The organism is Reyranella soli, from assembly GCF_007992495.1.
GTDB classification, from domain to species: Bacteria; Pseudomonadota; Alphaproteobacteria; order Reyranellales; family Reyranellaceae; genus Reyranella; species Reyranella soli.
In genome coordinates, this window is sequence record NZ_BKAJ01000018.1 from 61,517 (window position 1) to 85,764 (window position 24,248).

24 protein-coding genes are annotated in these 24,248 nt (G+C 66.5%); 12 read left to right on the plus strand and 12 right to left on the minus strand.

The annotated features are described in order from the left end of the window. The first annotated feature begins 50 nt into the window (after positions 1–50). Complete coding sequence (locus RSO01_RS04980; protein ID WP_147146819.1) at positions 51–422, plus strand: ArsR/SmtB family transcription factor; 372 nt, start codon at positions 51–53, stop codon at positions 420–422. Continuing rightward, a complete protein-coding gene (locus RSO01_RS04985) occupies positions 415–948 on the plus strand; it encodes an SRPBCC family protein (RefSeq protein ID WP_147146820.1) in 534 nt (177 codons plus the stop codon). The genes RSO01_RS04980 and RSO01_RS04985 overlap by 8 nt, the downstream gene beginning before the upstream one ends. A gap of 51 nt (positions 949–999) precedes the next feature. Here RSO01_RS04985 and RSO01_RS04990 read toward each other — a convergent pair whose 3' ends face one another. Next, a complete protein-coding gene (locus RSO01_RS04990; RefSeq protein ID WP_147146822.1) occupies positions 1,000–1,539 on the minus strand; it encodes a hypothetical protein in 540 nt (179 codons plus the stop codon). 80 nt (positions 1,540–1,619) lie between these two features. Between RSO01_RS04990 and msrB the strand changes: the two genes are divergently transcribed. The 3 genes from msrB to RSO01_RS05005 all read left to right on the plus strand — a co-directional run bounded on the left by msrB (position 1,620) and on the right by RSO01_RS05005 (position 3,415). Next, positions 1,620–2,069: a peptide-methionine (R)-S-oxide reductase MsrB gene (gene msrB, locus RSO01_RS04995; RefSeq protein WP_147146824.1), complete on the plus strand. Its 450-nt coding sequence runs from the start codon at positions 1,620–1,622 to the stop codon at positions 2,067–2,069. Next, positions 2,066–2,584, plus strand: coding sequence for a peptide-methionine (S)-S-oxide reductase MsrA (gene msrA / locus RSO01_RS05000; RefSeq protein ID WP_147146826.1), 519 nt, complete (start codon positions 2,066–2,068; stop codon positions 2,582–2,584). Before msrB ends, msrA begins: the two co-directional genes overlap by 4 nt. Positions 2,585–2,755: 171 nt before the next feature. Beyond that, positions 2,756–3,415, plus strand: coding sequence for a dihydrofolate reductase family protein (locus RSO01_RS05005; protein ID WP_147146828.1), 660 nt, complete (start codon positions 2,756–2,758; stop codon positions 3,413–3,415). Between the two features lie 16 nt (positions 3,416–3,431). Here RSO01_RS05005 and RSO01_RS05010 read toward each other — a convergent pair whose 3' ends face one another. Further along, entirely contained in the window at positions 3,432–4,943 is a 1,512-nt protein-coding gene (locus RSO01_RS05010; protein WP_147146830.1) for an amidohydrolase family protein, read from the minus strand. Between the two features lie 204 nt (positions 4,944–5,147). Further along, positions 5,148–5,618 (minus strand): methyltransferase family protein, encoded by a 471-nt coding sequence (locus tag RSO01_RS05015; RefSeq protein ID WP_147146831.1) that lies wholly within the window; start codon positions 5,616–5,618, stop codon positions 5,148–5,150. Between the two features lie 67 nt (positions 5,619–5,685). On the opposite strand from RSO01_RS05015, the gene RSO01_RS05020 reads away from it, so the two are divergent. Beyond that, positions 5,686–6,183, plus strand: coding sequence for a PRC-barrel domain-containing protein (locus tag RSO01_RS05020; protein WP_147146833.1), 498 nt, complete (start codon positions 5,686–5,688; stop codon positions 6,181–6,183). Positions 6,184–6,244: 61 nt separating this feature from the next. Here RSO01_RS05020 and RSO01_RS48395 read toward each other — a convergent pair whose 3' ends face one another. Next, positions 6,245–6,583 (minus strand): thrombospondin type 3 repeat-containing protein, encoded by a 339-nt coding sequence (locus RSO01_RS48395; protein ID WP_147146835.1) that lies wholly within the window; start codon positions 6,581–6,583, stop codon positions 6,245–6,247. Positions 6,584–6,677: 94 nt separating this feature from the next. Between RSO01_RS48395 and RSO01_RS05030 the strand changes: the two genes are divergently transcribed. After that, positions 6,678–8,063 carry an amidase gene (locus RSO01_RS05030; RefSeq protein ID WP_147146836.1) on the plus strand — a complete coding sequence of 462 codons (1,386 nt, stop codon included), beginning with the start codon at positions 6,678–6,680 and terminating at the stop codon, positions 8,061–8,063. A 15-nt stretch (positions 8,064–8,078) separates the two neighbouring features. Further along, positions 8,079–8,999 carry an alpha/beta hydrolase gene (locus RSO01_RS05035; RefSeq protein WP_147146838.1) on the plus strand — a complete coding sequence of 307 codons (921 nt, stop codon included), beginning with the start codon at positions 8,079–8,081 and terminating at the stop codon, positions 8,997–8,999. On the opposite strand, the gene RSO01_RS05040 is transcribed toward RSO01_RS05035, so the two are convergent. After that, a complete protein-coding gene (locus RSO01_RS05040; protein WP_147146840.1) occupies positions 8,989–9,420 on the minus strand; it encodes a VOC family protein in 432 nt (143 codons plus the stop codon). The two genes, RSO01_RS05035 and RSO01_RS05040, sit on opposite strands and share 11 nt — an antisense overlap. Positions 9,421–9,632: 212 nt before the next feature. Between RSO01_RS05040 and RSO01_RS05045 the strand changes: the two genes are divergently transcribed. Further along, positions 9,633–10,631, plus strand: coding sequence for a DUF808 domain-containing protein (locus RSO01_RS05045; RefSeq protein WP_147146842.1), 999 nt, complete (start codon positions 9,633–9,635; stop codon positions 10,629–10,631). Between the two features lie 71 nt (positions 10,632–10,702). After that, positions 10,703–12,409, plus strand: coding sequence for a tetratricopeptide repeat protein (locus RSO01_RS05050; RefSeq protein ID WP_170302853.1), 1,707 nt, complete (start codon positions 10,703–10,705; stop codon positions 12,407–12,409). Between the two features lie 35 nt (positions 12,410–12,444). On the opposite strand, the gene RSO01_RS05055 is transcribed toward RSO01_RS05050, so the two are convergent. The 7 genes from RSO01_RS05055 to RSO01_RS05085 all read right to left on the minus strand — a co-directional run bounded on the left by RSO01_RS05055 (position 12,445) and on the right by RSO01_RS05085 (position 23,175). Further along, positions 12,445–13,419 (minus strand): Bug family tripartite tricarboxylate transporter substrate binding protein, encoded by a 975-nt coding sequence (locus tag RSO01_RS05055; RefSeq protein WP_147146846.1) that lies wholly within the window; start codon positions 13,417–13,419, stop codon positions 12,445–12,447. A 272-nt stretch (positions 13,420–13,691) separates the two neighbouring features. Next, complete coding sequence (locus tag RSO01_RS05060) at positions 13,692–14,339, minus strand: glutathione S-transferase family protein (RefSeq protein ID WP_147146848.1); 648 nt, start codon at positions 14,337–14,339, stop codon at positions 13,692–13,694. Positions 14,340–14,475: 136 nt separating this feature from the next. Further along, on the minus strand, positions 14,476–14,715 hold the full coding sequence (locus RSO01_RS05065; RefSeq protein ID WP_147146850.1) for a YMGG-like glycine zipper-containing protein: 240 nt from the start codon (positions 14,713–14,715) through the stop codon (positions 14,476–14,478). Positions 14,716–14,775: 60 nt separating this feature from the next. Beyond that, a complete protein-coding gene (locus RSO01_RS05070; protein WP_246158093.1) occupies positions 14,776–16,341 on the minus strand; it encodes an amidase family protein in 1,566 nt (521 codons plus the stop codon). 150 nt (positions 16,342–16,491) lie between these two features. Then, a complete protein-coding gene (locus tag RSO01_RS05075; RefSeq protein WP_147146854.1) occupies positions 16,492–19,014 on the minus strand; it encodes a beta strand repeat-containing protein in 2,523 nt (840 codons plus the stop codon). 461 nt (positions 19,015–19,475) lie between these two features. Then, on the minus strand, positions 19,476–22,664 hold the full coding sequence (locus tag RSO01_RS05080) for a protein-glutamine glutaminase family protein (RefSeq protein ID WP_147146856.1): 3,189 nt from the start codon (positions 22,662–22,664) through the stop codon (positions 19,476–19,478). 148 nt (positions 22,665–22,812) lie between these two features. Next, entirely contained in the window at positions 22,813–23,175 is a 363-nt protein-coding gene (locus tag RSO01_RS05085) for an antibiotic biosynthesis monooxygenase family protein (RefSeq protein ID WP_147146858.1), read from the minus strand. Positions 23,176–23,274: 99 nt separating this feature from the next. On the opposite strand from RSO01_RS05085, the gene RSO01_RS05090 reads away from it, so the two are divergent. Together RSO01_RS05090 and RSO01_RS05095 are read left to right on the plus strand one after the other, a co-directional pair. Next, positions 23,275–23,751 carry a MarR family winged helix-turn-helix transcriptional regulator gene (locus RSO01_RS05090; protein WP_147146860.1) on the plus strand — a complete coding sequence of 159 codons (477 nt, stop codon included), beginning with the start codon at positions 23,275–23,277 and terminating at the stop codon, positions 23,749–23,751. Between the two features lie 69 nt (positions 23,752–23,820). Further along, complete coding sequence (locus RSO01_RS05095) at positions 23,821–24,123, plus strand: hypothetical protein (RefSeq protein ID WP_147146862.1); 303 nt, start codon at positions 23,821–23,823, stop codon at positions 24,121–24,123. The last annotated feature ends 125 nt before the right edge of the window (positions 24,124–24,248 follow it).

Genomic DNA, 24,248 nt, shown 5'->3' on the forward strand with positions numbered 1-24,248 from the left:
CATTCAACCAATTGGTTGACAATCGAGCGGCCTCTCCTATATTCAACCATATGGTTGAATTAGAAACCCCGCAGCTCGACTCCGTCTTCCACGCCCTGGGCGACGCCACGCGCCGGCGCATGCTGCGCGAGCTTTCCGAGGGCGAGCGGACGGTCGGCCAGCTCGCCGAGCCCTTCTCGATCTCGCTGGCGGCAGCGTCCAAGCACATCAAGGCGCTGGAGAATGCCGGCCTCATCCGGCGCGAGGTGCGCGGCCGCACCCACCTCTGCCATCTCGAACCCGGGCCGCTCGCCAGCGCGCACCAATGGCTGATCTACTACGAGCGCTACTGGAGCGACCGGCTCGCTCGCCTCGAGAAGCTCCTACTCGAGGAGGGCACCAGGAAATCCCCGCCCGCCAAGAAGGAGACGACCGATGAGTGACGCCACGACCGTCGATCCCTATGGCCTGCTGACCGAGCCGGCCACCCTGAAGATCCAGCGACTGCTGCCCGGCCCGCTCGAGCGCATCTGGGTCTACCTCACCGAGAGCGACATGCGCCGCAAGTGGCTGGCCTCGGGCTTCATGGAGATGAAGGTCGGCGCGCCGTTCGAACTGGTGTGGCGCAACAACGAGCTCACCGATCCGCCCGGCCAGCGCCCGGAAGGCTTCGGCGAGGAGCATCGCATGCAGAGCCGCATCACCGAGCTCAATCCGCCGCACAAGATCTCCTTCACCTGGCAGAACAGCGGCGACGTCACCTTCGAGCTCGAGCCCAAGGACGACAAGGTGCTGCTCACCGTCACCCATCGCCGCCTGCCCGACCGGCGCACCATGCTGATGGTCGGTCCGGGCTGGCACATGCACCTCGACGTGCTCGCCGCGCGCGTGAGCGGCGCCGAGATCGGCCCGTTCTGGGACGGCTGGCTGCGCCTGCAGAAGGAATACGAGAAGCGTCTGGCGACGTGACGTCTTCCGGACCGCCGGCTTCCAGCCGGCGGTCCGGAAGAGCATGACGGACTAGCGCGCGACGCCTGCCGGCGCGCGGATGTTCGCGTAGTCCGAGCGGACCTCGTGCTTCAGCTTGACCGTGCCCTGCTCGAGCATGGTTACGGTCTGGCGCAGCGGCAAGCCGGACGCGGTCGAGATCCAGATCTGTGAATCGCTGCCGCCGGTCGCGGTCTTGCTCTGGACGCGGTAGAGCTCGGCCGGCTGGCCGTCGACCGCCTCGCTGCGCACACGCGTGCAGTTGTGCTCGCCCTTGGTCATGGCCTGGCGGGCATCCTCCGCCGCCTTCGCTGCATCGTAGGGCCGCGCCATCCACTGGCCGCGCACCTGCATGTAGAGCGTGTCGCCGAGACGGATCATCTCGTTGTGCATCGGCTTGTCCGGCGCTGCGGCGGTTTCGATCGTGACCTTCTGGTGCACGGGCGCCGCCGTCTGCTTGAGGACCGCCTGCAGCACGGCCTGGCAGGCAGCGTCGTCGGCGCGGGCCCCTGCCCCCGCGACGCAGAAGGCGGCGGCGACCACGGCGACGGACGGCAGCCGGGCAGCAATCATGCTGCGGTTTTATCAGGTCGAGGGAGGCTGGCGCGACGGCGTTTTCGGCCTATATGGTCTCTACTCCACAGGAGCAGACGATGCCGACTTACGCCAAGACCAAAGAGGCCCTGTCGAAACTCACGCCCGAGCAGTACCGCGTCACCCAGCAGAGCGGCACCGAGATGCCCGGCACGGGTCCGCTGCTGCACAACAAGGAACCGGGCATCTATGTCGACATCGTCTCGGGCGAGCCATTGTTCGCCTCGTCCGACAAGTATGAATCGGGCTGCGGCTGGCCCTCTTTCACCAAGCCGATCGAGCCTGCCAACGTCGCCGAGCTCAGCGACGCCAGCCACGGCATGATCCGCACCGAGGTGCGCTCCAAGCACGGCGACAGCCATCTCGGCCATGTCTTTCCCGACGGGCCGCGCGATCGCGGCGGCCTGCGCTATTGCATCAATTCGGCCTCGCTGCGCTTCGTCCATCGCGACGACATGAAGGCGGCAGGCTATGGTGACTATCTCGACCAGGTGGAGGACGTGCGATGAGCCAAGAACGCGCAGTGCTGGCCGGCGGCTGCTTCTGGGGCATGCAGGACCTGATCCGCAAGCAGCCCGGAATCCTGACAACGCGGGTCGGCTACACCGGCGGCCATGTCGCCAATGCGACCTACCGCAACCATGCCGGCCACGCCGAAGCGATCGAGATTGTCTACGATCCGGCCAAGACCAGCTTCCGGCAGATCCTGGAATTCTTCTTCCAGATCCACGATCCGACGACGCTGAACCGCCAGGGCAACGACCTCGGTACCAGCTATCGCTCGGCGATCTTTTATACCGACGACGAGCAGCGCCGGATTGCCGAGGACACCATCGCCGACGTCGAGGCCTCGGGCCTGTGGCCCGGCAAGATCGTGACCGAGGTGACCAAGGTTTCCGACTTCTGGGAAGCCGAGCCCGAGCACCAGGATTACCTGGAGCGCATTCCCAATGGCTACACCTGCCACTTCATCCGGCCGGGCTGGAAGCTGCCGGTGCGGGCGAAGGTGGCGCAGAGGGCGTAGGCGACCTCATTGTCTGGCGGACCGCGCGCGTCCTTGCGCGCCTCGTGAGTCATGAGCGCGCGAGGACGCGCGCGGTCCGGAAGATTCCAAAATATTTTCGTGGGCCTGTCGGCGCTGCGTCCGGACGTTCGTCCTGGGGACATCGAAACACCCCTCCCTCAGGAGTCCTGAATGCGTAGAATCGTTGTTTCCACCTTCACCAGCCTCGACGGCGTCATGCAGGCGCCAGGTGGCCCGGCCGAGGATCCGATCGGCGGTTTCGCACTGGGCGGCTGGACTTTCCCCTACTTCGACGAGCCTTTGGGTGCGGCCATGGACGAGATCTTCGGCCGGCCGTTCGATCTGCTGCTCGGCCGCAAGACCTACGACATCTTCGCCGCGCACTGGCCCTACATCAGCGATCCCAACGACGCCTTCGCGGCGATGTTCAATCGCATCACCAAGTACGTCGCCACGCGCGCCGAGCCGAAGCTCGACTGGAAGAACAGCCGGTGGCTCGGCAAGGACACGGTCGCGGCGCTTAAGAAGCTGAAGGCCGAGGACGGTCCGGATCTTATGGTCCAGGGTTCCAGCGAGCTGCTGCAGACGCTGTGGAAGGAGCGCCTTGTCGACGAGCTGAGCGTACTCACCTTCCCGCTCGTGTTGGGCAAGGGCAAGCGCCTGTTCGGCGAGGGCGTGCCGCCCTTCGCGCTGAAGACCGTCAAGTCGAGGTCCTTCCCGACCGGCGTGGTCGTGACCAACTACACGCCCGACGGCGCAGTCAGGACCGGCGACTTCGGCCATGCCGAGCCCAGCGCCGCCGAGCTCGAACGGCGGCGCAAGCTGACGTAACCGTCACGACGACTTTTCAATCCGCCCGTACGTAGCCGTAGCGCAGGTTCGAAGGCTCCGCGGCTGCGAGCGCATACTCCTTCTTGAGCGCGGCGAAGCGGTCTTCCGAATAGGCCGGCATCTTCGTATTGGACGCGGCCTTGAGCTTGATGCCGTACATCGCCAGCGCATTGTTGGCGAAGATCATCTGCTTGGTCATGCTGTTGGCCTCGCCGAGAGCGGCGAAGCCGTACTTCTTGCGCATGTCCTCGGGGATCTCGAGGCGGCGCATCGCCTCGATCTGCCATTGCGGCGAGCCGTACCACACCGAATCGGTGCCCCACAGGACGTGATCGGCGCCCATGCCCTTGATCAGCGTACCGACCATGGCGGCGCAGAACTTGGGATGCGACACCGCCGAATTGGCGAAGGCCGTGCCAAGCTCGGCATAGACGTTCGTCACGCCGAACTTCTGCGGAATGTCGGCGAGGTCGCTCACCCAGCGGATGCGGCCGGTCTGCTCGAACTCGGTCCATGCCTGGTCGGGCAACTCGAAGGCCGGGCGCAGGCAGGCGTGATACATCACGAACTTCATCTGCGGCCAGTCCTTGGCCGCCTTGCCGATGTCGGCCGCGGTCGCGTATTCCCACACGCCGGCAAATGCCTTCTCGTAGTCGGGCGGCAGCAGGCCCTTGTGGATGCAGATCGTGGTGATTCCGGCCTTCACCGCCTTGTCGTAGAACGGATACATCAGCTTCTCGTCGTCGAGCCGCCACGGGAACTTCGACGGGTTGAGCGGATCGCCGATCGTGTAGCCTTTCCACGATTCGGGCTTGTGCACCGTGATCGCCTTGTCGACCTCGTCCATCCAGCCCTGCTGGCCAGGCGTGATCAGGGCATGCGAGAGCAGCCGCCGCGAGCCCGCGAAGCCGTTGATCAGTGCGCGTGCCTGGGCCATCTGCTCGTTGGACAGGAACCACCAGGTCGGATCGTCGAACGGCGCGCCGCTCAGCAGGGCGAGGCTGGTGTCGCTGTCGTAAAAGACCTCCTTCACGTAGTTCTGGAACTTGTAGCGGGCGAGCGAGGTGACGCCTTCCACCTTGAGCTTCGGGTTCCAGTTCTGGCTCGCGAACTCGGCCAGGCCCAAAAGCTCCTTGTGGTCGAAGTCGTCGCGCACGAAATGGGTCTGCACGTCGAAGATGAACTGCCCGGCGAGGCCTTGCTGACGCGCCTGCGCCAGCTCGGGCTGCTGCGCCTCGGCCGGCGTCACCTGGAAGACGTTGCCGCCGTAGATCTCGTTCATGGCGACGAAGGCCGCGGCCATGCCGCAGCTCGTGCGCATGAACTGGCGGCGGCTCAGGCCCAGCCGCCCGGCATTGGCATCAGCCAGCTCGACGATGCGCCGCTCGACCTTCTTCTGGGTGGCGCTCTGCCTGGGCGGCAGATACTCGCCGTTGGAGACGATCTGGGTCGGGATCGGCGTTGCTGCCGAAGCTTCCTCCGCGCCTGCGACGAGGCGCTGTTCGCGTTCACTGAGCCATATACCCATCGGTTTCCTCCGTCTTGTTGGACAACGTGAAGAACCGATCGGCGCGCGCCGCGCAGGCACGCGCGGTCGGTCAGGGCGATGATGATTTGCTCGAAAAGGTGTCTCCCGGAAAACTGGTCATGCCGTTACCCCGGTCACACGCGAGGGCGAGTCTAGGGTTGGCTGGTCGAGCCCGTCCAGTGCGGCCGCCGCATATCTCCCGCGCTAGAGCCAGCGTCTGACGCGCTTCCTGTAGTCGCGATAAGCTTGGCCGAACTTGCGCTCGAGATAGGCTTCCTCGCGGGCGACGACGCCGTAGCGGATGACCAGCGCAAAGGGCACCAGCGTCACCAGCGGCCACGGCGTGTCGAAGGCAATGGCAAGCCCGACCAGGCTGCCGAACATGCCGATATAGATGGGATTGCGCGTGAAACGATAGGGCCCGCTCTCGACGATGGCTGTGGTCGGCCGGTTGGTCGGCACGTTCGTGCCGGCCCGGGTCATGGTGTCAATTGCCCAGATGCCGAGCGCCAGGGCGAGCATGAACACCACGGCCCCTACGAGACCAGCGGGCAAGTCGTCCGGCACGAACGGCACGGGTTCCAGCCAATCGAGGGCAAATCCGGCGATGACGGCAACCGCCCAGGCGATGGGTGGCCGGACGAGCACTCGGGCGGTCTCGCTATTTTCGCTCATTTCGGCGGCAACTCCTTCTTGCGGAGGCGCGTTGAATTTTAGTCTGCCTCTACCACGGAGATGAGACATGCTGAAATCCGTCGTTTTCGCAGCTTTTCTCACTTGCGGCGCGATCAGTGCCTACGCCCAGACCCAGACCACGCCGGCGCAGCCATCTTCGCCGGCGCCGACCGCCACTCCGGCCGATCGAACGGTGTCGACCGGCGACTTCAACGCCAAAGGCGACATGGCGGCAAGCGCGCTGATCGGCACCAAGGTGCGCAATGCGAACAAGGAATCGATCGGCAAGATCGACGACATCTATCTCGACAAGGACGCCAAGGTCACCGACGTGGTGATTTCGGTGGGCGGCTTCCTGGGCGTCGGCTCCAAGGACGTCGCGGTGAAATGGAGCGACATCACGTTCGCCCAGGAGGACAACTCGGTAGTGCTGACCACGTCGCTCACCAAGGACGCCCTGATTGCCCTGCCCGACTACACCAAGACCGACCGCCGCAAGCCCGCGCCGCCGGAGACCGCTACCGCGCCGCCGGCCCGGCCTGCGCCTCCGACACAGAGCCGTTAGGTCGGCCGTCAAAGACAAGGGCGCCCCCGAGAGGGGGCGCCCTTTTCGTTGTCGTCGAGAGCTAGCGGACGTGCGGATTGGCGGGCGCGCGGTCCCACTGGTTCGGGCGGCCGTCGCCGTCGCGATCCTGGTCGTAGCGATTCGGTACGCCGTCATGGTCCTGATCGCCGCCGCCGCGACGGCGGTTGTTGTTGTAATTGTCGTATGCGTTGGGGATGCCGTCACGGTCGCGATCGCCCCACGCACCGCCGCGCGGCGGCTGCTGCGCCTGCTGCGGATATTGCTGCGGATATGGGTTGATCTGGATCGTCTGAGCGTCGGCCGGCTGGGCCACGACCAGCGGCAGGGCGGTGAGGGTTGCGGTTGCGGCGATCACAGAAAGTTTGATCCATCTGGACATGTGAAAATCTCCGTACGTCGTTGGTGCGAGCCAACGATTTCGCATCGGCGACGTTCCGTGCCGCACGGCCGACGATTGGTGGTAGGCTCCACGCATGACCGCGTACGCCGACTACAAGCCCCTCACCTTCCACGATGCGACCCGCCGTTTCACCGACGGCAGCGACAGCCCGCGCGCCTATCTCGAGCGCTGTCTCGAAGCCATCGCCGCGCGCGAGCCTGTGGTGAAAGCGCTCACCGCAATCAACGAGACCCGCGCTCGCGCCGCCGCCGACGCCAGCACGCAGCGCTGGAAGGCCGGCAAGGCCCTCTCGCCGATCGATGGCATGCCCGTCGCCATCAAAGACCTGCTCGAGACCAAGGACATGCCCACCGAGATGGGCTGCGTTGCGATGAAGGGGAACTTCCCCAAGCGCGACAATGCCGGCGTGTGGGCGCTGCGCCAGGCGGGCGCGGTGATCCTCGCCAAGACAGTGACGGCGGAGCTGGGCGGCTCGCATCCCGGCCCGACCACCAATCCGTTCGACGCCAGGCGCACGCCGGGCGGCTCGTCGTCGGGCTCGGCGGCGGCGGTGGGCGCCAACATGGTGCCGGTCGCGATCGGCACCCAGGTCGGCGGCTCGATCATCCGGCCGGCCGCCTATTGCGGGAACTTCGCGCTGAAGCCAACGCAGGGCGGCATCAATCGCGGCGAGCGACTGGCCACCAGCATGAGCACGCACGGCCCGCATGCCGGCTGCCTCGAGGACATGTGGCAGACCGCGATCGAGCAGGCCAAGCGCTGCGGCGGCGACCGCGGCTCGCTCGGTCTCATTGGCCCTGACACGCTGCCCGCCGCGATAAAACCCAACCGCCTGATCGTGCTCGAGACCGAGGGCTGGCCCGACGTCGACGCCGCGACCAGGGAGGCCTTCGCCAAGCTGCTCGGCCAGCTGACGGCGGCCGGCGTCACGCTGATCCGCCGCACCGACCATCCGTTCGTCGAGACCCTGGAGAAGGCGATCGCCAACGGCCGCGCCGTGTGCGGCGGCATCACGAGCTGGGAGAACCGCTGGTACCAGCGCGGCATGCTCGACGCCGCGCCCGATGGCTTGAGCGAGCGGGCCAAGGCGACGCTGCTGAAGGCCGAGGCGATGACGCTCGACGACTATCGCAGCGGGCTGCTCGCCCGCCAGCAGGCGCAGGTCGCTCATGCCGCCGTGGCCCAGTTCGCCGACGCCGCGATCACGCTCGCCTGCCCCGGCCCGGCGCCGATCTGGTCGGGCGACGAGCCCGGTAAGCCGCTGGCGCCGCGGCCGACTGGCGACTTCGTGTTCAACGCGCCCTCGTCGATGCTGTTCGCGCCGGTCGTGACCGTGCCGCTGATGAGCGTCGGCGGCCTGCCGGTCGGGGTGCAGCTCATGGGCCAGCAGCACGAGGATGCGCGCGTGACCGGCCTCGCGCGCTGGTTCAGCGAAAATCTCAAACGCGTCCATGGTTGACCGAAGGAGGCGAACATGACCCTGGCTCGACGCGACGTTCTCAAGGCGACGGCCGCCGCCGGCACCGTCGGCATTCCGGCGACCGCCCATGCGGCCTACGATCCGGCCGCAAAGTTCGAGCTCATCGTGACCGAGGTCGGGCTGCGCAAGAACACGGCGGGCCGCATGCTGATGGCCCGCATCTACCAGCCCAAGGGGCAGGGTCCCTTCCCGACCGTGCTCGACCTGCATGGTGGCGCGTGGAACCGCAAGGACCGTTTCGCCGAGGAGCCGATGGACCGCGCGCTGGCGGCAAGCGGGTTGCTCGTGGTGGCCGTCGACCTCACCATCTCGCCCGAGGCGCCCTACCCCGCCTGCGTGCAGGACGCCAACTGGTCGGTGCGGTGGCTGAAGGCCAACGCCGCCAAATGGAACGGCGACGGCTCGAAGATCGGCGTCTACGGCTCGTCGAGCGGCGGGCACGTGGCAGAGTTGCTGGCGCTTCGGCCGCACGATTCGCGCTACGGCGCGATCCCGTTCGACGGCGCGCTGGGCATCGATGCGACCGTGGCCTGGGTGGCGATGCGCTCGCCCGTCAGCAACACCGCGGCGCGTTACGAGAATGCCGAGCGGCGCAAGAACGAGGGCATGATCAAGAACAACAAGATGTTCTTCGTGCCGTGGGAGACGATCCACGAAAGCAATCCGCAGGAGATCCTCGAGCGCAAGGAGAAGGTCACGCTCCCGCCGCTGCTCATCATGCAGGGCGCGCTCGACGACAACGTGCTGCCGGAGATGCAACAGAAATTCGCCGAGACCTATAGAGCGGCCGGCGGCAGCTGCGACTACCGCCTGTTCGAGAATTCCGTCCACGAGTGGGTCGCCGAGCCCGGCCCGCAGACCGACAAGGCGCGCGAGGTGGCGAAGGAGTTCATCGCCCGCGAGCTCAAGGACTGAAGTCGTCCTCAGCAGGAATGCTCGCCGGATTCCACACGACCTCCCACAAATGCCCGCTGGGATCGCGGAAGTATCCGGCATAGCCGCCGTAGAAGGTGTCTTGCGCAGCCTTCACGATCTCGGCGCCGGCCCGCAGGGCCTCCGCCATCACATCATCGACCTCCTGGCGGCTCGCCACGTTGTGGCCGATCGAGACCGACGCCGGGCTGCCTTTGGTCAGGCCACTATCGTGGGCGAGATCGTCCTGCGCCCAGATCGCGAGTCTCAGCCCACCCGACAGCTCGAAGAAGGCAACGGCGCCATGCTCGAACTCGCGGCCGACGATGCCTTGGGTCGGCAGGCCGAGACCGTCGCGATAGAAGGCGAGCGACTGCTCCAAATCGGTCACACCGAGCGTGAGGACGGATATGCGAGGTTTCATGGTTGTCTCCTGAAGTCGAGCGTAGCGCCATCGACATAAAAAGGTCCTTCGACTACGCCATGATCATGGTCTTCCGGACCGCCGGCCTCCGGCCGGCATCATGATCATGAGCCGGCCAGAGGCCGGCGGTCCGGAAGATCATGAGCGGGCGGGTAGGTCGCGGTAGACCGCGACCCAGCCCGCGGTCCGCGCTTCGCTAAAGATGGTGAATGATGAGCGTTGGTTTGATGGCCCTCTTCGACGATGTCGCGACCTTGGCCAAGGCGGCCGCCGCCTCGATCGACGACGTCGCGGGCCAGGCTGCCAAGGCCGGGACCAAGGCCGCCGGCGTCGTCATCGACGATACCGCCGTCACGCCGCGCTATCTCACCGACTTCAGCCCGGCCCGCGAGCTGCCGGTCGTCGGCCGCATCGCGCTCGGCTCGCTGAAGAACAAGCTCCTGTTCCTCCTGCCGGCGGCCCTGGTGCTGAGCCTGCTGCTGCCCCAGGCGATCACGCCGCTGCTGATGCTGGGCGGCGCCTATCTCTGCTACGAAGGCGTGGAGAAGGTCTACGAGGCGCTCTTTCCACACGACGCGCAGGCCCACGAGGCCAGGCTCGAGACGGTGGCCATCGATGCGAAGACCTTCGAGGAGCAGAAGGTCGCGAGCGCCATCAAGACCGACTTCATCCTCTCGGCCGAGATCATGGCCATCACCCTGGCCGCCGTCCCTTCCGACAACTTCTTTACCCAAGCGATCATCCTCGCCGTCGTCGCCGTTGGCATAACGGTGGCGGTCTACGGCGTCGTCGCCCTGATCGTCAAAGCCGACGATGTCGGCCTGGTGCTGGCACGCCTGTCGCCGGCGTCGCTTGCAGCCGCGCCGTTGCGCGTGACCGGCCGTGCGCTCGTCCAGGGCATGCCCTACCTGCTGAGCGGCCTTGGCACCATCGGCACCGCCGCGATGATCTGGGTCGGCGGCGGCATCATCCTTCATGGCCTCGAGGCGTACGGCCTGGGCTGGCCGAGCCACGCGCTGCACGACGCCGGCGCCGCCGTCGCGCGCGCCGCTCCCTTCGCCGGAGCGTTCCTGGCCTGGCTGGCGGAAGCCGCGGGCGCCGGCGTGGCCGGGATCGTCATCGGCCTGGCCGCCATCCCCCTCACCAGCCGCGTGCTGTCGCCGCTCTGGCGACGCGTGAAATCACAGATCCTGCGGAAACGCTCCGCTTGAAACGGCCTTTATCCCGACCCATTTGGCGTGCACCGGAGCTTATGGCAATGCGACTGACCATACGTGCGGCCGTGGCCGGATCTGCAATGATCTCGGCCGCGCTTTGGTGCGGCTCACTGCATGCACAGAGCCAGCAACAGGTGGACGCCTGCGAGGCCAAAGGCAATCCGCCGCTCGATACCGTGATCGGCGGCTGCACGGCACTCATTCAGTCGGGCACCTACGCCGGGCGAGATCTTGCCACGGTCTTCATCATTCGTGCGGCCGCCCATCAGCGCAAAGGCGACCTCGACCGTGCCATTCAGGACTACGATCAGGCGATCAAGCTCGATCCAGGCAGCGCCATCGCCTACTACAATCGCGGTGTAGCCTACGGCGCCAAGAAGGATTGGGATCTCGCCATCCAGAGCTACGATCAGGCAATCAGGCATAACCCCAACGACGCGGCAGCCTTCCGCAATCGTGGTGACGCTCACCTGGAGAAGCAGCAGTTCGATCGGGCCATAGAGGATTTCGACCAGGCGACGAAGCTCGATCCGAAAGATGCGACGGCCTACGCCTGGCGCGCCGGCGCCTACATGCGCAAAGATGCGCTCGACCGCGCCATCGGCGACTACGATCAGGCGCTACGGCTAGACCCGCGCAACGCGACGACTTTCTATAGCCGCGGCCTGGCCTATGGCCGTACTGGACAATGGCGTCGCGCGATCGAAGACTACGACGAGGCGATCAAGCTCGATCCAAAGCTCGCGGCCGCCTTCTACGGTCGCGGCTTCGCGTTCCAGAAGCAGGATGAGCTCGATCGGGCCATACAGGACTTCGACCAGGCGCTCAGGCTCGAACCCAATGACGCATCGGCTCTTGCTCTTCGCGGCTCCGCCTATCAGCGCAAGGGGGAACTCGACCGGGCCATCGAAGATTTCACGCGAGCCATCGCGATCGACGCGAACGATGCCGCGACCTTCCACAATCGCGGCGTCGCCAACAGCAGCAAGCGGCAATGGGACTCCGCCATTCAGGATTTCGACCAGGTGATCAGGCTTCAGCCGGACGATGCCTCCGCCTTCGCCTACCGCGGCGCCGCCTATCAACGCAAAGGCGAGCTCGACCGCGCCCTGCAAGACTTCGATCGGGCGATTGAGCTTGATCCCCGGCTAGCCGTTGCCTTCACCTATCGAGGGACCGCCTACAGCACGCGGGGAGACTGGGACCAGGCCATCAAGGAATACAGCCGGGCGATAGAGCTCAATCCGAAGGACGTCGCCGCCTTCTACAATCGCGGCATAGCCCACAGCCGAAGGCAGCAGTGGGACTTCGCCGCCCGGGATTTCGATGAAGCGATCAGGCTCAATCCAGATGACGCTTCGGCCTACCGCAATCGCGGCTTGGCCTACCAAAGGCTGCTTCGACTCGACGCCGCCATCGCGGATTTCGACCGGGCGGCCGAGCTCAACCCGAAGGATGCGGCTGCCTTCGCCTTCAGTGGCGGCATCCATCTGCGCAGGGGTGAGATCGACCGCGCTATCCAGGACTACGATCGAGCGCTGCGGATCGACCCGAACGATGCCACGACCTTCTACAATCGCGGCGTGGCCTACGGTACCAAGAAGGAGTGGGATCTGGCCGTTCAGGACTACGATCAGGCGCTCAAGCTCGAGCCGAAGTTCGCTGCCTCCTTGTACGGCCGGGGCGTCGCCAAGGAGCAAATGGGCGACAAGGCTGGCGCGGACGAAGACATCGCCGCAGCCAGGAAGATCGATCCGGACGTCGGGAAGTAGCGCAGCCCGCGGTCCGCTTCGCTGATGGATGAGATCTATGAAATCTTCACGTCCGCGGCGCGAATGATCGGCGCCCACTTGGCGAGCTCGTCCTTGATGAACTGCTCGGTGCGCTGGGGCGTGGTGTCCGGCGTCGGAATGGCGGCATTGCCCTCGAGGAATTTTATTGTGGCGGGATCGGCCATCGCCTGGCGACTTGCCTTGTCGAGCCGGTCGAGCACGTATTGCGGCAGGCCGGGCGGACCGAGGATGAGGTTGAAGGTGTAGGCCTCGTAGCCCTTCACGCCCGCCTCGCTCATGGTCGGGATCTCCGGGGCGATGGCGGCGCGCCTGGAATGGCAGAACGCCAGGATCCTGAGCTTGCCCGCGCGGTGCAGCGGCAGCAGCGTGCTGAAGGTCTCGAAGGACCAGGCGACGTTGCCGGCCATGACATCCTGCATGGCCGGGGCGCCCCCCTTGTAGGGCACGTGAAGCACGTCCATGCCGCCGACCGCGCGTTTGAGGTATTCCGCCGCGAGGTGAACGATGCTGCCGAATCCGGCCGAGCCGTAGGAATACTTGCCGGGATTCTTCTTCATCAGCTCGACCAGCTCCATCATCGTGTCCGGCAGCGACGGGTTGGCATAGAACACCAGCGGGTTGACGCAGACCGACGAAATCGCCGTGAAGTCCTTGATCGGGTCGTACGGCGGATTGACGTAGGCTGTGGGATTGATGGCGTGCGTCGACGAAGTCGCCATCAGAAGCGTGTAGCCGTCGGGCTTGGCGTTCTTCACCTCCATGGCTCCGATCGAGCCCGCCGCGCCGCTCTTGTTGTCGACGATCACGGTCTGGCCGAGCTGGTGCGTCAGCTTGTCGGCGAACATGCGGCCGATGACGTCGGTCGCCCCGCCCGCGGGGAACGGCACGACGAGGCGGATGGTGCGATCGGGAAACTTGGTGTCGGCGCGCGCGACAGCGGGTGCTGCGAGCGCGCCGAGACCGGCCGCAAGCAGATGACGGCGTTTCATGTGATGACTCCCTGTATGCTTGGTTGTTTGTCAGGTCAGGCGCTTCATTGAACCGGCCCGATCACGCAGACGACCGAGCCGTCGATACGCGTACCGCCAACCTAAACTACGACAGGAGTACAGTGAGCTTTTCAGCAGGTCGTCCGTCCGGCTCGGTGCGACCAACCCTGGGAAGAGCCAAACGGACGGCCGCCAGCATGCGCCTCTGGCGCCGTCCGGTCGAGAGCGTCCGGTCAGGATGGTGCCGTCCGGCCGGCCAGATAGCGCGTCGACTACGAGCCAGCCGCCGATCGGCTCTCATCGGATACGGCGAAATGCGCCAGTTGATCGGCGCGAGCCTTCTTGAACGAGGGGCGGTCGGTCACGCGGGTCACATAGGCCTCGGTCGCGGGTCTATTGCCGGAAGAGCGAACTTTCGAGACGCGCAGGACATCCGCCATCAGCAGATCCGCGGCGGTGAAGCGATCAGCCGCCAGCCATTCCCGCTCATTCAGAACTTTCTCGAGCTGGTCGAGGCGGTTTCCCATCCAGTCGGCAAGACCGTTGTCCTGCTCGCCGGTTATTTCGAGGAACCACCAAGGAACGGTAATCATCTCGATCGAGTTTAGCGCGGCGATCATCCATTGAACCGTTTCCGCTTCTCCAACCGGATCGCGGGGCATCAGCTTTTCGCTCTTCCGAGCCAAATGCAGCAGCCCGGCACCGCTCTCGAACATTTCCAGTTCGCCATCACTCAGGAATGGGACCTGGCCGAAGGGTTGGCGCGACAGGTGATTGGTCTCCCGTCCATCGAAAGGGACGGTTCGCACTGAATAAGCAAGTCCGGCTTCCTCGCACGCCCACCTCAGCCTCAGATCGCGGACAAAACCACGCGGACCTTTGGGCACCCAATCGTAGGTCCAAATGATCAGTTCGCTCATGCTATCTGGCCCATTCTCCAGAACCTCTCCTGAGGAGCTGCGCAAAGCGTGGCGCTTCGAAGGATGGCAACCAGTCTTGGCGTTGCCCACCCTTCGAGGCGCACCATTCAGGCGCTCCTCAGGGTGAGGTCAAGAGTTAGTATCCGCTGCCGTAATAGTCGTTCCGGGGCGTGGTCGCGGCGCCGATGGCCGCGCCGCCAAGGCCGCCGACCACCGCACCGCCCAACGGGGCGCCGACGGTCGAGCCGACCACGGCGCCGCTCGCCGCACCATTGGCGCCGCCGGTGACCGCGCGTTGTCCCGGGGTGTCGCCGCAAGCGGCCGTCAGCATCGACAGCGCCGACGCGATGATGGCCAGGGTTGCCGTTCGTGGCATCCGAGCCTCCTTCAAGCCGTTGTCACAAAGGAGAACGGCTCGTGCTGCGTCGGGTTGCCCCTAAAGCGCCGGCAACCCCGGCGGCGGACGGCGCATCATCGAAGCCTGCTCGTAGGCATAGGCCAGCCGCAGCAGCGTCGCCTCGCTCCAGGCGCCGCCGGTAAAGGTGACGCCGATCGGAAAGTCCGGCGTCTTTCGATCGTTGACGCCGTTGGTGAAGCCCGCCGGCACCTGGACGCTGGGATAGCCCGCCTTGGCCGCGATGGCGCAGCCGGCAACGCCGGGAAACACCACGGCATCAAGCTTGTGCCGCGCCATGTAGGCGTCGAGCCCAAGCACCTTGGCGGACTGCAGGTCCATGGCCCGCGCTGACCGATACTCCAGTTCCGACAAATCGCCGCGCGTGGCCTCGGCGGCGAGGAAGAGGTCCTGGCAGAAGCGCAGCGCCTTCTTCGCGTTGCGCTGGTTGAAGGCGATGATGTCGGCCATGGTCTTGATCCTGGTGCCGACGGCCCAGTGGCGCAGGTAGAGATTGAGATCGCGCTTGAGCTCATAGATGAACACGATCGGTGGCGTGGCGAGATTGCCCTGGGTGCGGCTGAGCGGATTGCGGTTCAGCACGGTCATGGTCGTGCCCGGCCCGCCGATCCACCCGGCGGTCGGGATGCTGGCCCGCACCAGGATGGCGCCGCAGTCCGCCAGGACAGCCAGCGCCTTCTTCATCACCGCCTTCGCCCGCGGCGTCAGCTTGCCGAAGTAAACGTCGTTCAACGGATCGTCGGGGTCGCTCGGCACGCCGATGCGCGCGCCTTTCAGGCCGTCCTTGTCGAGGTGAGACGTGTAGTCCTTCGGCCGCTTCATCGGCCGCGTCGCAGGATCCATGGGATCGCGCGCCGCCATGACGTTCAGCAGGATCGCCGCATCGCGCACGGTGCGCGTCAGCGGGCCCGCCGTGTCCTGGCTGTGCGAGATCGGCAGGATGCCGGCGCGGCTTATGAGCCCGACCGTCGGCTTCACGGTGACAAGGCCGTTCTGCGTCGCGGGGCTGAGCAGCGAGCCCGAGGTCTCGGTGCCGACCGCCGCCGCGCACAGGCCGGCGGCGACGGCGACAGCGGAGCCGCCGCTCGAGCCACCGGGCAGCACCACGGGGATGCCGCGCTTGTCGACCAGCTTGGGGACATAGGGGTTCCTCACCTGCCCGCCCAGCGAACTGTAGCCCGAGGGCATGTCGATCGCGAGGATGTTGGCGAATTCCGTCAGGTTCGCCTTGCCCAGGATGACCGCGCCCGCGTCGCGCAGCCGCTTGACGACCGGCGCGTCGTCCCGGGCGCGCGCGCTCGCCAGCGCCAGCGAGCCGGCCGTCGTGTGCTGGCGATCGCCGGTCGCGATGTTGTCCTTGACCAGGATCGGCACGCCGGCCAGCGGCTGGCGCGCCGACGGCTTCACGCCGTCGAGGCGCGCCGCGATCTTCACCGCATCGGGATTGACCTCGCGAACGGAGTTGAGTCGCGGTCCGCCCTGGTCATAGGCCTTGATGCGCGCCAGGTACGCGCGGGTGAGGCCGCTCGCCGTGACCGTTCCCTCGCCCAGGGCCTCGACCACGTCGACGAGCGAAGCGTCCTCCACACCAAGACGCTTTCGCCGAACTAGTTTCGCCATCCGTCTCCCCCGCCATACGCTGAAGGCGCGACTTCACCTCACGGACCACCGATACGCAACAGCGCTGCAAAGCCCCGACCTCCCGACCGGAGCCGAGCCCCTCGACTACGCCGCCCTTCAGGCGGCTCGGCTCGGGATGACGGGACGCCCGACGGGCCTGCGGCGCCCCAGCGCTTCCGCCCGCCGTCGCTCATCGGGCGTGCGCCTGGTCGCCAGCGGATTCCACTGCAGCTGGACCACGCTATCGTTCCACGGAAGGGTGATGAAATCTCCCGACAGGAACGAGAAGTTGGCGTAGGTCCACCAGGCGCTGGCGACGCCGTTGGTCAGGTTCATGAACGTCCAGGTGCGTTGCTTCAGCCAGAAGGGGTTGCCGCCATCGGGATCGCCGTCGAGCTTGCTGAAATCGACGAACAGCGAGATGGCGGCACCCTGGGCGCCGATCGCGCTGTTGGAAGAATTGAACGTCAGCACGTTCCACCACGTGCCTGGCGGCGCCTGGCTTTCGTCGTCGTGATAGCCCTGCAGCTGCCAATAGAGCGCCGAGTTCTCCTGAAAGGTCGTGTCGTTGCCGAACGTCAGGACGCCGGAATTGGGACCCGCCTGGACAACGCCGCCGATGTTCACCGTGCCGGCGACCGTGCCGTTGCCCTGGAGAATGCCGCCCGGGTCGCTCCCATAGTTGGCGCCGATCGCGGTAACGTCGACATCGGACGTCAGCGTGCCGCCATTCATGTCCAGGATGCCCGATGACTCGACAGTCACGGTGGTGCCGACGAAGCCGCCAGCCCCCAACACCTGCAGCGTCGCCCCGGCATTGACCGTGATGTCGCCCCACCCGCTGGGCGAGCCCGTGCTGCCGGCAAGGATCAGGGTGCCGGCATTGAGGGTGACCTGGCCGGTAAGCGTGCTCTCGCTGTCGCCGCTGAGCAACAGCGAGCCCGGGCCGAAGGTCGTGAGCCCGCCCGAACCGCTCAGCGTGCTGGTGATCACGCCACCGTCGTTGCTGGTGTAGATCACGGCCTCCGACGCGCCGAACGCCAGGGTGCCGACGGTGCTCGTGCCGCCGTTCAAGATCACGCCGGCAACATCGCCGCTGACCTGGCTGCCGACCGTCAACGTCGCATCGGCCCCCGCGACCTCGCCGTTGTCGATCTCGAGCGCGGCAACCGTCGCGGCCGCATCGCCCTCTAGGGTCTGCGTGTCGACCACATCGTAGACCGTGTCGTCGCCCGACAGCGAGCCGATGCCGACGTTGCTCGACAGAGTGACGGTGGCGGGGTCGAATCCCGCCTCGTTGTAGTCGAGGAAGACGCCGGAGCTTGCCGCGTCACTGTCCTGGCCGAGCAGCCAGGGCGCCACGATGCTATTGCTGACGGGTGGCAGGTTGCCGTCCGAACCGGCGACCACCACCTGCTGTGTCGCGCCGAGCGCCGCGGTCCCTCCGCCGGGCGCCAGCACCAGGGTGCCAGCCGCCTGGCGCGTCAGGTTGGCTGTGCTGCCGTCGGTGTTGCCGCCGATCGTGACGGCGAAGCTGCCGGTACCGGTCAGGATCAGGCGGCCCGCTCCCGCGTCGATCGCCAGCGTGCCGCCGGCCCCCGAGGCGATCGTGGCCGCCACCGCGACATCGGCATCGACGCCGAGTTGCAAGCCGCCGCCCTCCAAGGTCACCGAGCCGGTGCCGAACGGTGCGCCCGAGGTCTGGGTGCTGGCCAGGATGCCGCCACTCACGACGTTGTCGCCGCTCAGCTGATTGGTGTTGGTGAGCAGCAGGACGCCATCGCCGTCCTTCAGGAAACTTCCAGTTCCAGTGACCGGCGCCAGGACCGGCAGGTTGCCGCCGTTCGTGTACATGTACTGGGGCGCGTCGATCGTCCAGATCGCGGGCTGATAGCCTTCAATCGCAGGACGGGCCGACGACGGGATGATCCAGGTGGCGGCGCCCCATAGGACGGCGTAGCTGCCGTTGCTGCCTTTGTTGCCGCTCAGGATCTGAGTGTAGTCCTGCGACGGCAGACTCAGGTTCTGCAAGGTCAGGCCCGAGGGCACCGGGACGATCTGCACCACCTGCTGCCCGTTCTCCGGCAGGTTGGGCACGTCGTAGAACGATGCCGGGTAGGCATTGTTCAGCAGCAGGCCGCCAGGAACGATGCCGATCGGCACGAGCACGTGGCCGCCGTCGTTGTCCCATAGTGTCGGATCGCTCTGATCTTGCGAGTACCAGCCGATGGAGAACTGGGCGAGCACGATCGACTCGGGATCGCTTGCGACGTTCGGCGCAACGTGCGTAACGATCCAGTCGAGGTCCGGATTGGCGATGCCCGGGTTCTGGTCCGCCGTGATGGTGATGCCGCACGCCGCGAGGTAGGTGGTGACGCCGTCCATGCCGCCCGTACCGGTCTCGGACGACGTGCCGACCAGCCCGGCGACGACCAGCTCGAGGTTGACCGCGGCGGGGTCGTCCTGCCCGTTGTAGACGCTCGGCGCGACCTGGGTGAAGCCGTTGGCCGACAGCCAGTAGAGGCCCATCACGATCGAGGTCGGACCGCAGTATGCCTCGCCGTCGCCCGGCAGGTTCTGCCCCCATGGTCCGAAATCGACTTGGACGATGACAGGCGTCTTGATCGGACTGATCCACATGGCAACACCTCAACGCTACACGAAGCAACGGATGCCACTTAGTCGCGACAGAGGGAATCGCCAACAGCAATCTGGGTGCGTTCACGCAACTCTGGTCGCAGACACACGTGTAACGTTTCCGTCTTCCGGACGGCGCGGCTCATGATCATGAGCGCACGGTGCGGCGGAGCGTTCCGTCCGCCTCGTGCAGACGAAAAGAAGGCCCGGCGGGAGTGGATATGGGGTGTGGGAGCCGGGCCTTCGTCGTCGTGGTACGTGGGTGGTACCGCCAATAAGATAGGCGATGACGAGGGCGCTCTCGACTCCTCTGCGCGCATACCTGAACGAATACGCGCTTCGGAAAAGCGCCGGCGAGGTCGCATGGCGGATGATCGGACGCGCGCGATCTCGGTCATAGCGGCAGATGCTCGGGCGCTGCTGCAATCCGTCCGTGCCGCTACCGTAGGCCGCGCGACCTCACCTCACGGACCGCCGGCGCGCAACAGCAGCAGCAGAATCACGCCGGCGACGAGCCCCAGGCCAAGCGTCATCAGCAGACGCCCGATGCTCGGCCGACAAGTCGTCACCCACCCGTGCCCGACGACCACCAGCAGCACCAAGGCCAGCACCGCGAGCACGATCTGCACCGCGCTGGTGCCAATGCCGAGGAGGATGACCAGCATCGCCAGCAGCGCCGCGACGGTGATGGCGAACGAACGGCAGGTCACGCTGCCGGGCGTCGTCGGTCCCGGTCCGGGCCCCGGCCCTGGCACCTGCCAATCGCCCGAGGGCGACGGCGTCACCGCTGTCGAATCGCCACCCAGGCCATCGACGCGCATAGCGACCTGGCGGACGTAGCGCTGGAACGTCGTGTACCAACGATCGTTCGACGGGATCGAGCGCTCGATCCAGCGCAGGGTCGACAGCAGGCGCTGCTCCGGCGCCAGCAGGACCTCCTTGTGGCGCACCGGGATGGTGATCTGGAAGCTGCCCAGCACGTGCCGGCCGAAGCGGCCGGTCGCCGCAGCAAGCGCGACGACGCCCGGCGCCCGTGCCACCTGCCCCGTCACCTGCCGCACGACCACGGTGAAGGCCTGTCCGGCGCGCACCGTCGGCGGCAGGTCGATCGTCAGCATGCCCGGAACGTTGACGTCGACGCCGCGCGACAACGGGATCCAGCTCATGCCGCCGGTGCGGATCTGCAGCGTGTGCTCGTCGATCAGGGCGAGATGGTCGGTGCGATAGGTCCGCGCCGCCATCTCGAGCACCTCCTCGGCGTTCATCGTCGGCAGGTGCAGCGTGGCGATGCTGCCGACCGGCGTGCGGCCCCAGTCGATCATCAGCTCATCGGCCAGCGCCTCGGCGGGCAGCCGGTCCGAGGTCGGTCGGATCTCGAAGGTCTGCGGGATGCGGCGCGAGCCCACCACGCCGGGGTTCGACGATTCGACGATGGCGAGGTTGCGCTGCGCCAGCTTGTCGGAGGTCCCGGGATTGGCGTTGCTGGGGATCGGCGCCGGATCGAAAACGATTTCGGCGACCAGGCACTGGTGCTGGCCGCGCACCAACTCCTGCACGCTCTTGCGGTTGGCCGCCCACGGGCCGTCGGGCGGCGCGGCGTTCAACGGGAACTGCGGCGCCGTCTGGTTGATGTCGAGCCAAGCGCCGAAATAGACATGGCGCTCGGTCGGGCTCGCCGGGATCGTCTTGAGGTTCGTCGCATCGGTCTGGGCGTCGAGCGCCGTCGTGGCCGAATCGACGCGGGCCGCGGCAAAGCAGGGAATGCTGGCGAGGTTGCCGCCGTTGAGGCCAAGCAACGGCACGGTCGTTCCGCCCATGCCGCCGCGCCGGTAGGCCGTGGCGGTGTCGTAGGCAAGCGACGTCGTCGAGACCGGGAACAGGCGGAAGAAGACACGCACGTCGGCCGCCTGCAAGGTCCCGATGTAGCGCACGCGGGCGACGGCGAAGTTGAAGACCTTGGTGCCGCTCACCGCCTCGGCCAGCTCGAGCTTTGAGGTCTGCTGGTTGGTCGACAGGTCGTTGTCGAAGGTCTGCCCGCCGGTCGCGCCGCTGTTGAGGTTGTTGACCACCTGCTGGATGAAGGCCGGCGCGTCAGCCGGCGTCGCTCCCATGGTCGCGGCGAACTTCGACTGGCCCTGGTTGATCTGGAAGACGCGCAGGTCGGTCGACAGCCAGTGCGTCTGGCCGTCGATTTCGAACGGGTTGGGCTGCTTGATCAGGAGCAGCGAGGCGCTGGCCGCCTGGCCGCTCATCGTGGCCGTGAGGTTGAGCGTCTGTGTGTCACCAACGAAGCCGAAGGCGCCGGTGCCAGTGAAACGCACCTCGTAGATCCAGGTGATGCGCTGGCGGCGGATCAGGTGCACCGGATCCTCCAGCGACATCTGCGCCGCCCGGATCTCCATCTGGGCCGGCACGGGATTGACGTTGAGCGCGGGCTTGATCGACGGCGGCATGGTCGGCGTCGCCGCGGTGATGCCGAGCTCCTGCGGCGTGAAGCCGTCGAGGGTGATGAACAGCGCCGCGTGGATCACCGCGGGGTTGGCGTTGGCCAGCATCGCCGTGGCCTCGTCCTGGCCGAAGGTGCTGCGGTCGACGATGAACTGCAGCTGCTTGACGATCGGGCAGGCGAACGGCAGCGCGCCGTAGTCGTTGACGCGGTCCTGCAACAGGAGGCGTTTCTCCTGCAGGTACTGGTTGGTCAGCGAATAGTCGTCGTCGTTGCCGCCGTTGTGCGGCCAGAACGGCCGCTGGTCGGTGTACTCGAAGGTCGCGGCGGGATCGGCCTGGCGGGTGCGCCAGTCGTTCTCGGTCGCGGGACCGCTCATGAGCGACGGGTCGATGACGCGCTTCTCGGTGCCCGCCATGGTGTTGACCAAGAGCGTCGGCGCCACGTGATACCACCAGCCCACGGCGCAGTCGGGATGGTTGGAGGTGGCCGGGTGGAGTCCGCCGAAGATCCAGATCTTCTCCGCCTCGATGCCCTGCAGGCGCATCAGGCGGCACATCTCGTGCGCGCGGGCGTAGCAGCCGTCGTCGGGAAAGAGGAAGGGGATGCAGGGCGACGGCACGGTGAACGGATCGCAGGTGAGCGCCGCCATGTCGTTGAAGAGCTGCGTCGCCTGCGCCTCGCTCACGACGGATGGCGGCGGGTCCTCATAGGCGTCGACCGCGGGATCGCCGGTTGGCGGCGGGCGAACGTCGATGATCTCGTGCTCGTCGCGGCTTGCCGTCACCAGAAGCTCGATGCCGTCGATGCGGCCGCCCTCGAGCTTGTTCAGCATGTCTTGGAAGTCGGGATTGGAGCGCAGCAGGTGATGGCGGGCGTGGCTTTCGACGAACGTCACCTCGATGTTCTCGCCGACGCTCTGGAGCGTGAGGACCCGCGCCCGGAACGGGATCAGGACGCGGGTGATGACCGTGGTCTCGGGGTCGATCTCGACATAGGCCGGCAGATTGGAGGTGCGCGTGAACTCCAGCATGTCGCGCCACGTGCGTGCGCGCCGGCCGGGCGGCAGCACGGCCGAGCGGTCGCCTTCGAAGTCGATGGCTATGCGTTCAGGCGCGGCGGCGACCGCCACAGTGGGCGGTGTCGCGGCTGGCGCCGTGGGGCCAACTCGGCTGACGCGGGCAACAAGCGCATTCGGGTTCGGCATGACTGCCTCCATGCCAAATGAGCGCGCACTCCTTTTTGTCTTGTAGCTTGCAACCTGATCTTACGCTCGATGACGGACGAAAACCATAGGTTGCAAGGGCGAGTCCGCCAGATATGCGCAAATGCGCCTCGTCGCCGATGGCGCCGCTTCAGCCCACGCAAATCCCAGGCACGGCCACCTTCTGGAACAGGTGCGGCGAGACGACGGCCGAGGCTGGATAGGCCGACAGCTTGGCGCGGAACTCCGGGTTGGCGAAGGCGGCGCGGAAGTCGGCGGTCGATTCCCAGACGGCGTAGTTGAGATAGGTCGGGCTCTCGCCGATCGCGCGGTGGAGCTGGGTCGAGATGAAGCCCGGCTGGCGCTTCATGATGGCGGCGTCGCCCTGCCAGGCGGCGAGGAAAGTCGGCTCGTCGGCCTTGTCGAGGGTAAAGACGTTCACTAGCACGACGGGAGAGGCATCGAGAGCGAGCTGGCGGTCGATCGGGAAAGCGGGGTCGAGGGGACGCAGCATGGAAGGCTCCTGGAGTTTGGAGGCATGATGTCAATTTGGTACTATAGGAGCATCTAGCCATTTGACATTATGATGTCAATACGAGCATATAGAGCCGACATGTCCAAGACCAAGCGCACGCCGGCAGGCGCCGCCCTCACCGGCCTCATGCTCGACCTGTTCCGGCTGAACAGCCGCATGCTCGCCTCGGGCGACCGGCTGGTCGCGGATCTCGGGCTCACCAGCGCGCGCTGGCAGATCCTGGGCAGCATCGTCGCCGCCGAGCGGCCGCAGCCGGTGGCCTGGCTGGCGCGCGACCTCGGCGCGAACCGGCAGAACGTCCAGCGCATCGTCAACGACCTGGTGACGGAGGGCCTGGCCGCCTTCGCGGCCAACCCGCATCACCGGCGGGCACAGCTCGTCGTGCTGACCGACAAGGGCAGGAGCACCTACGAGGCCGCCATGCGCCTGCAGGCGCCGTGGGTGAACGGCCTGGCCGAGGGCCTGACGGCCAAGGACCTGGAGAGCGCCCACCGCGTCATCGCGGCGTTGCGTCGCAAGCTGGAGAGCAACGGCGACGCCGACGAGCGGAGTTGAGTGTCGCCAGTGATCGGGGGCAAGCGATCGGGACTTGACCGCGCGCCCCGCTCCGACCAACTGCATGGCATGAGTGACGACACCACGGCAGACGCGGCCGGGCAGTTCGCCCTGGCGCAACGCATAGACCGCTTCGTGAAAGGGCTGGAGCGCGCCCGGCGCTCGCCCAACCGACGGGAGAGCTATCACGTCATCGCCGCGCTGCAATGCCTGCAGGACGGGCAGTACGCGGCCGGCGAGACGGCGATGGCCAACGCCGAGCGCGTGGCCCCTCTTCCCCCCGAGGCAGCAACCCGCCTGGAGAGCGACCAGACCGTGGCGGCGGCCGAACTGCGCACGACCCTCGACGCCATCATGTCACGGCGGAGCTGAGGTTTCTTCCGGACCGCCGGCCTCCGGCCGGCTCATGCGGAGCGCGGACCTCCAGGTCCGCTCATGAGCATGATGCGGACCTGGAGCTCCGCGCTCCGGCAAGATCATGACACGGCGGCAATGAT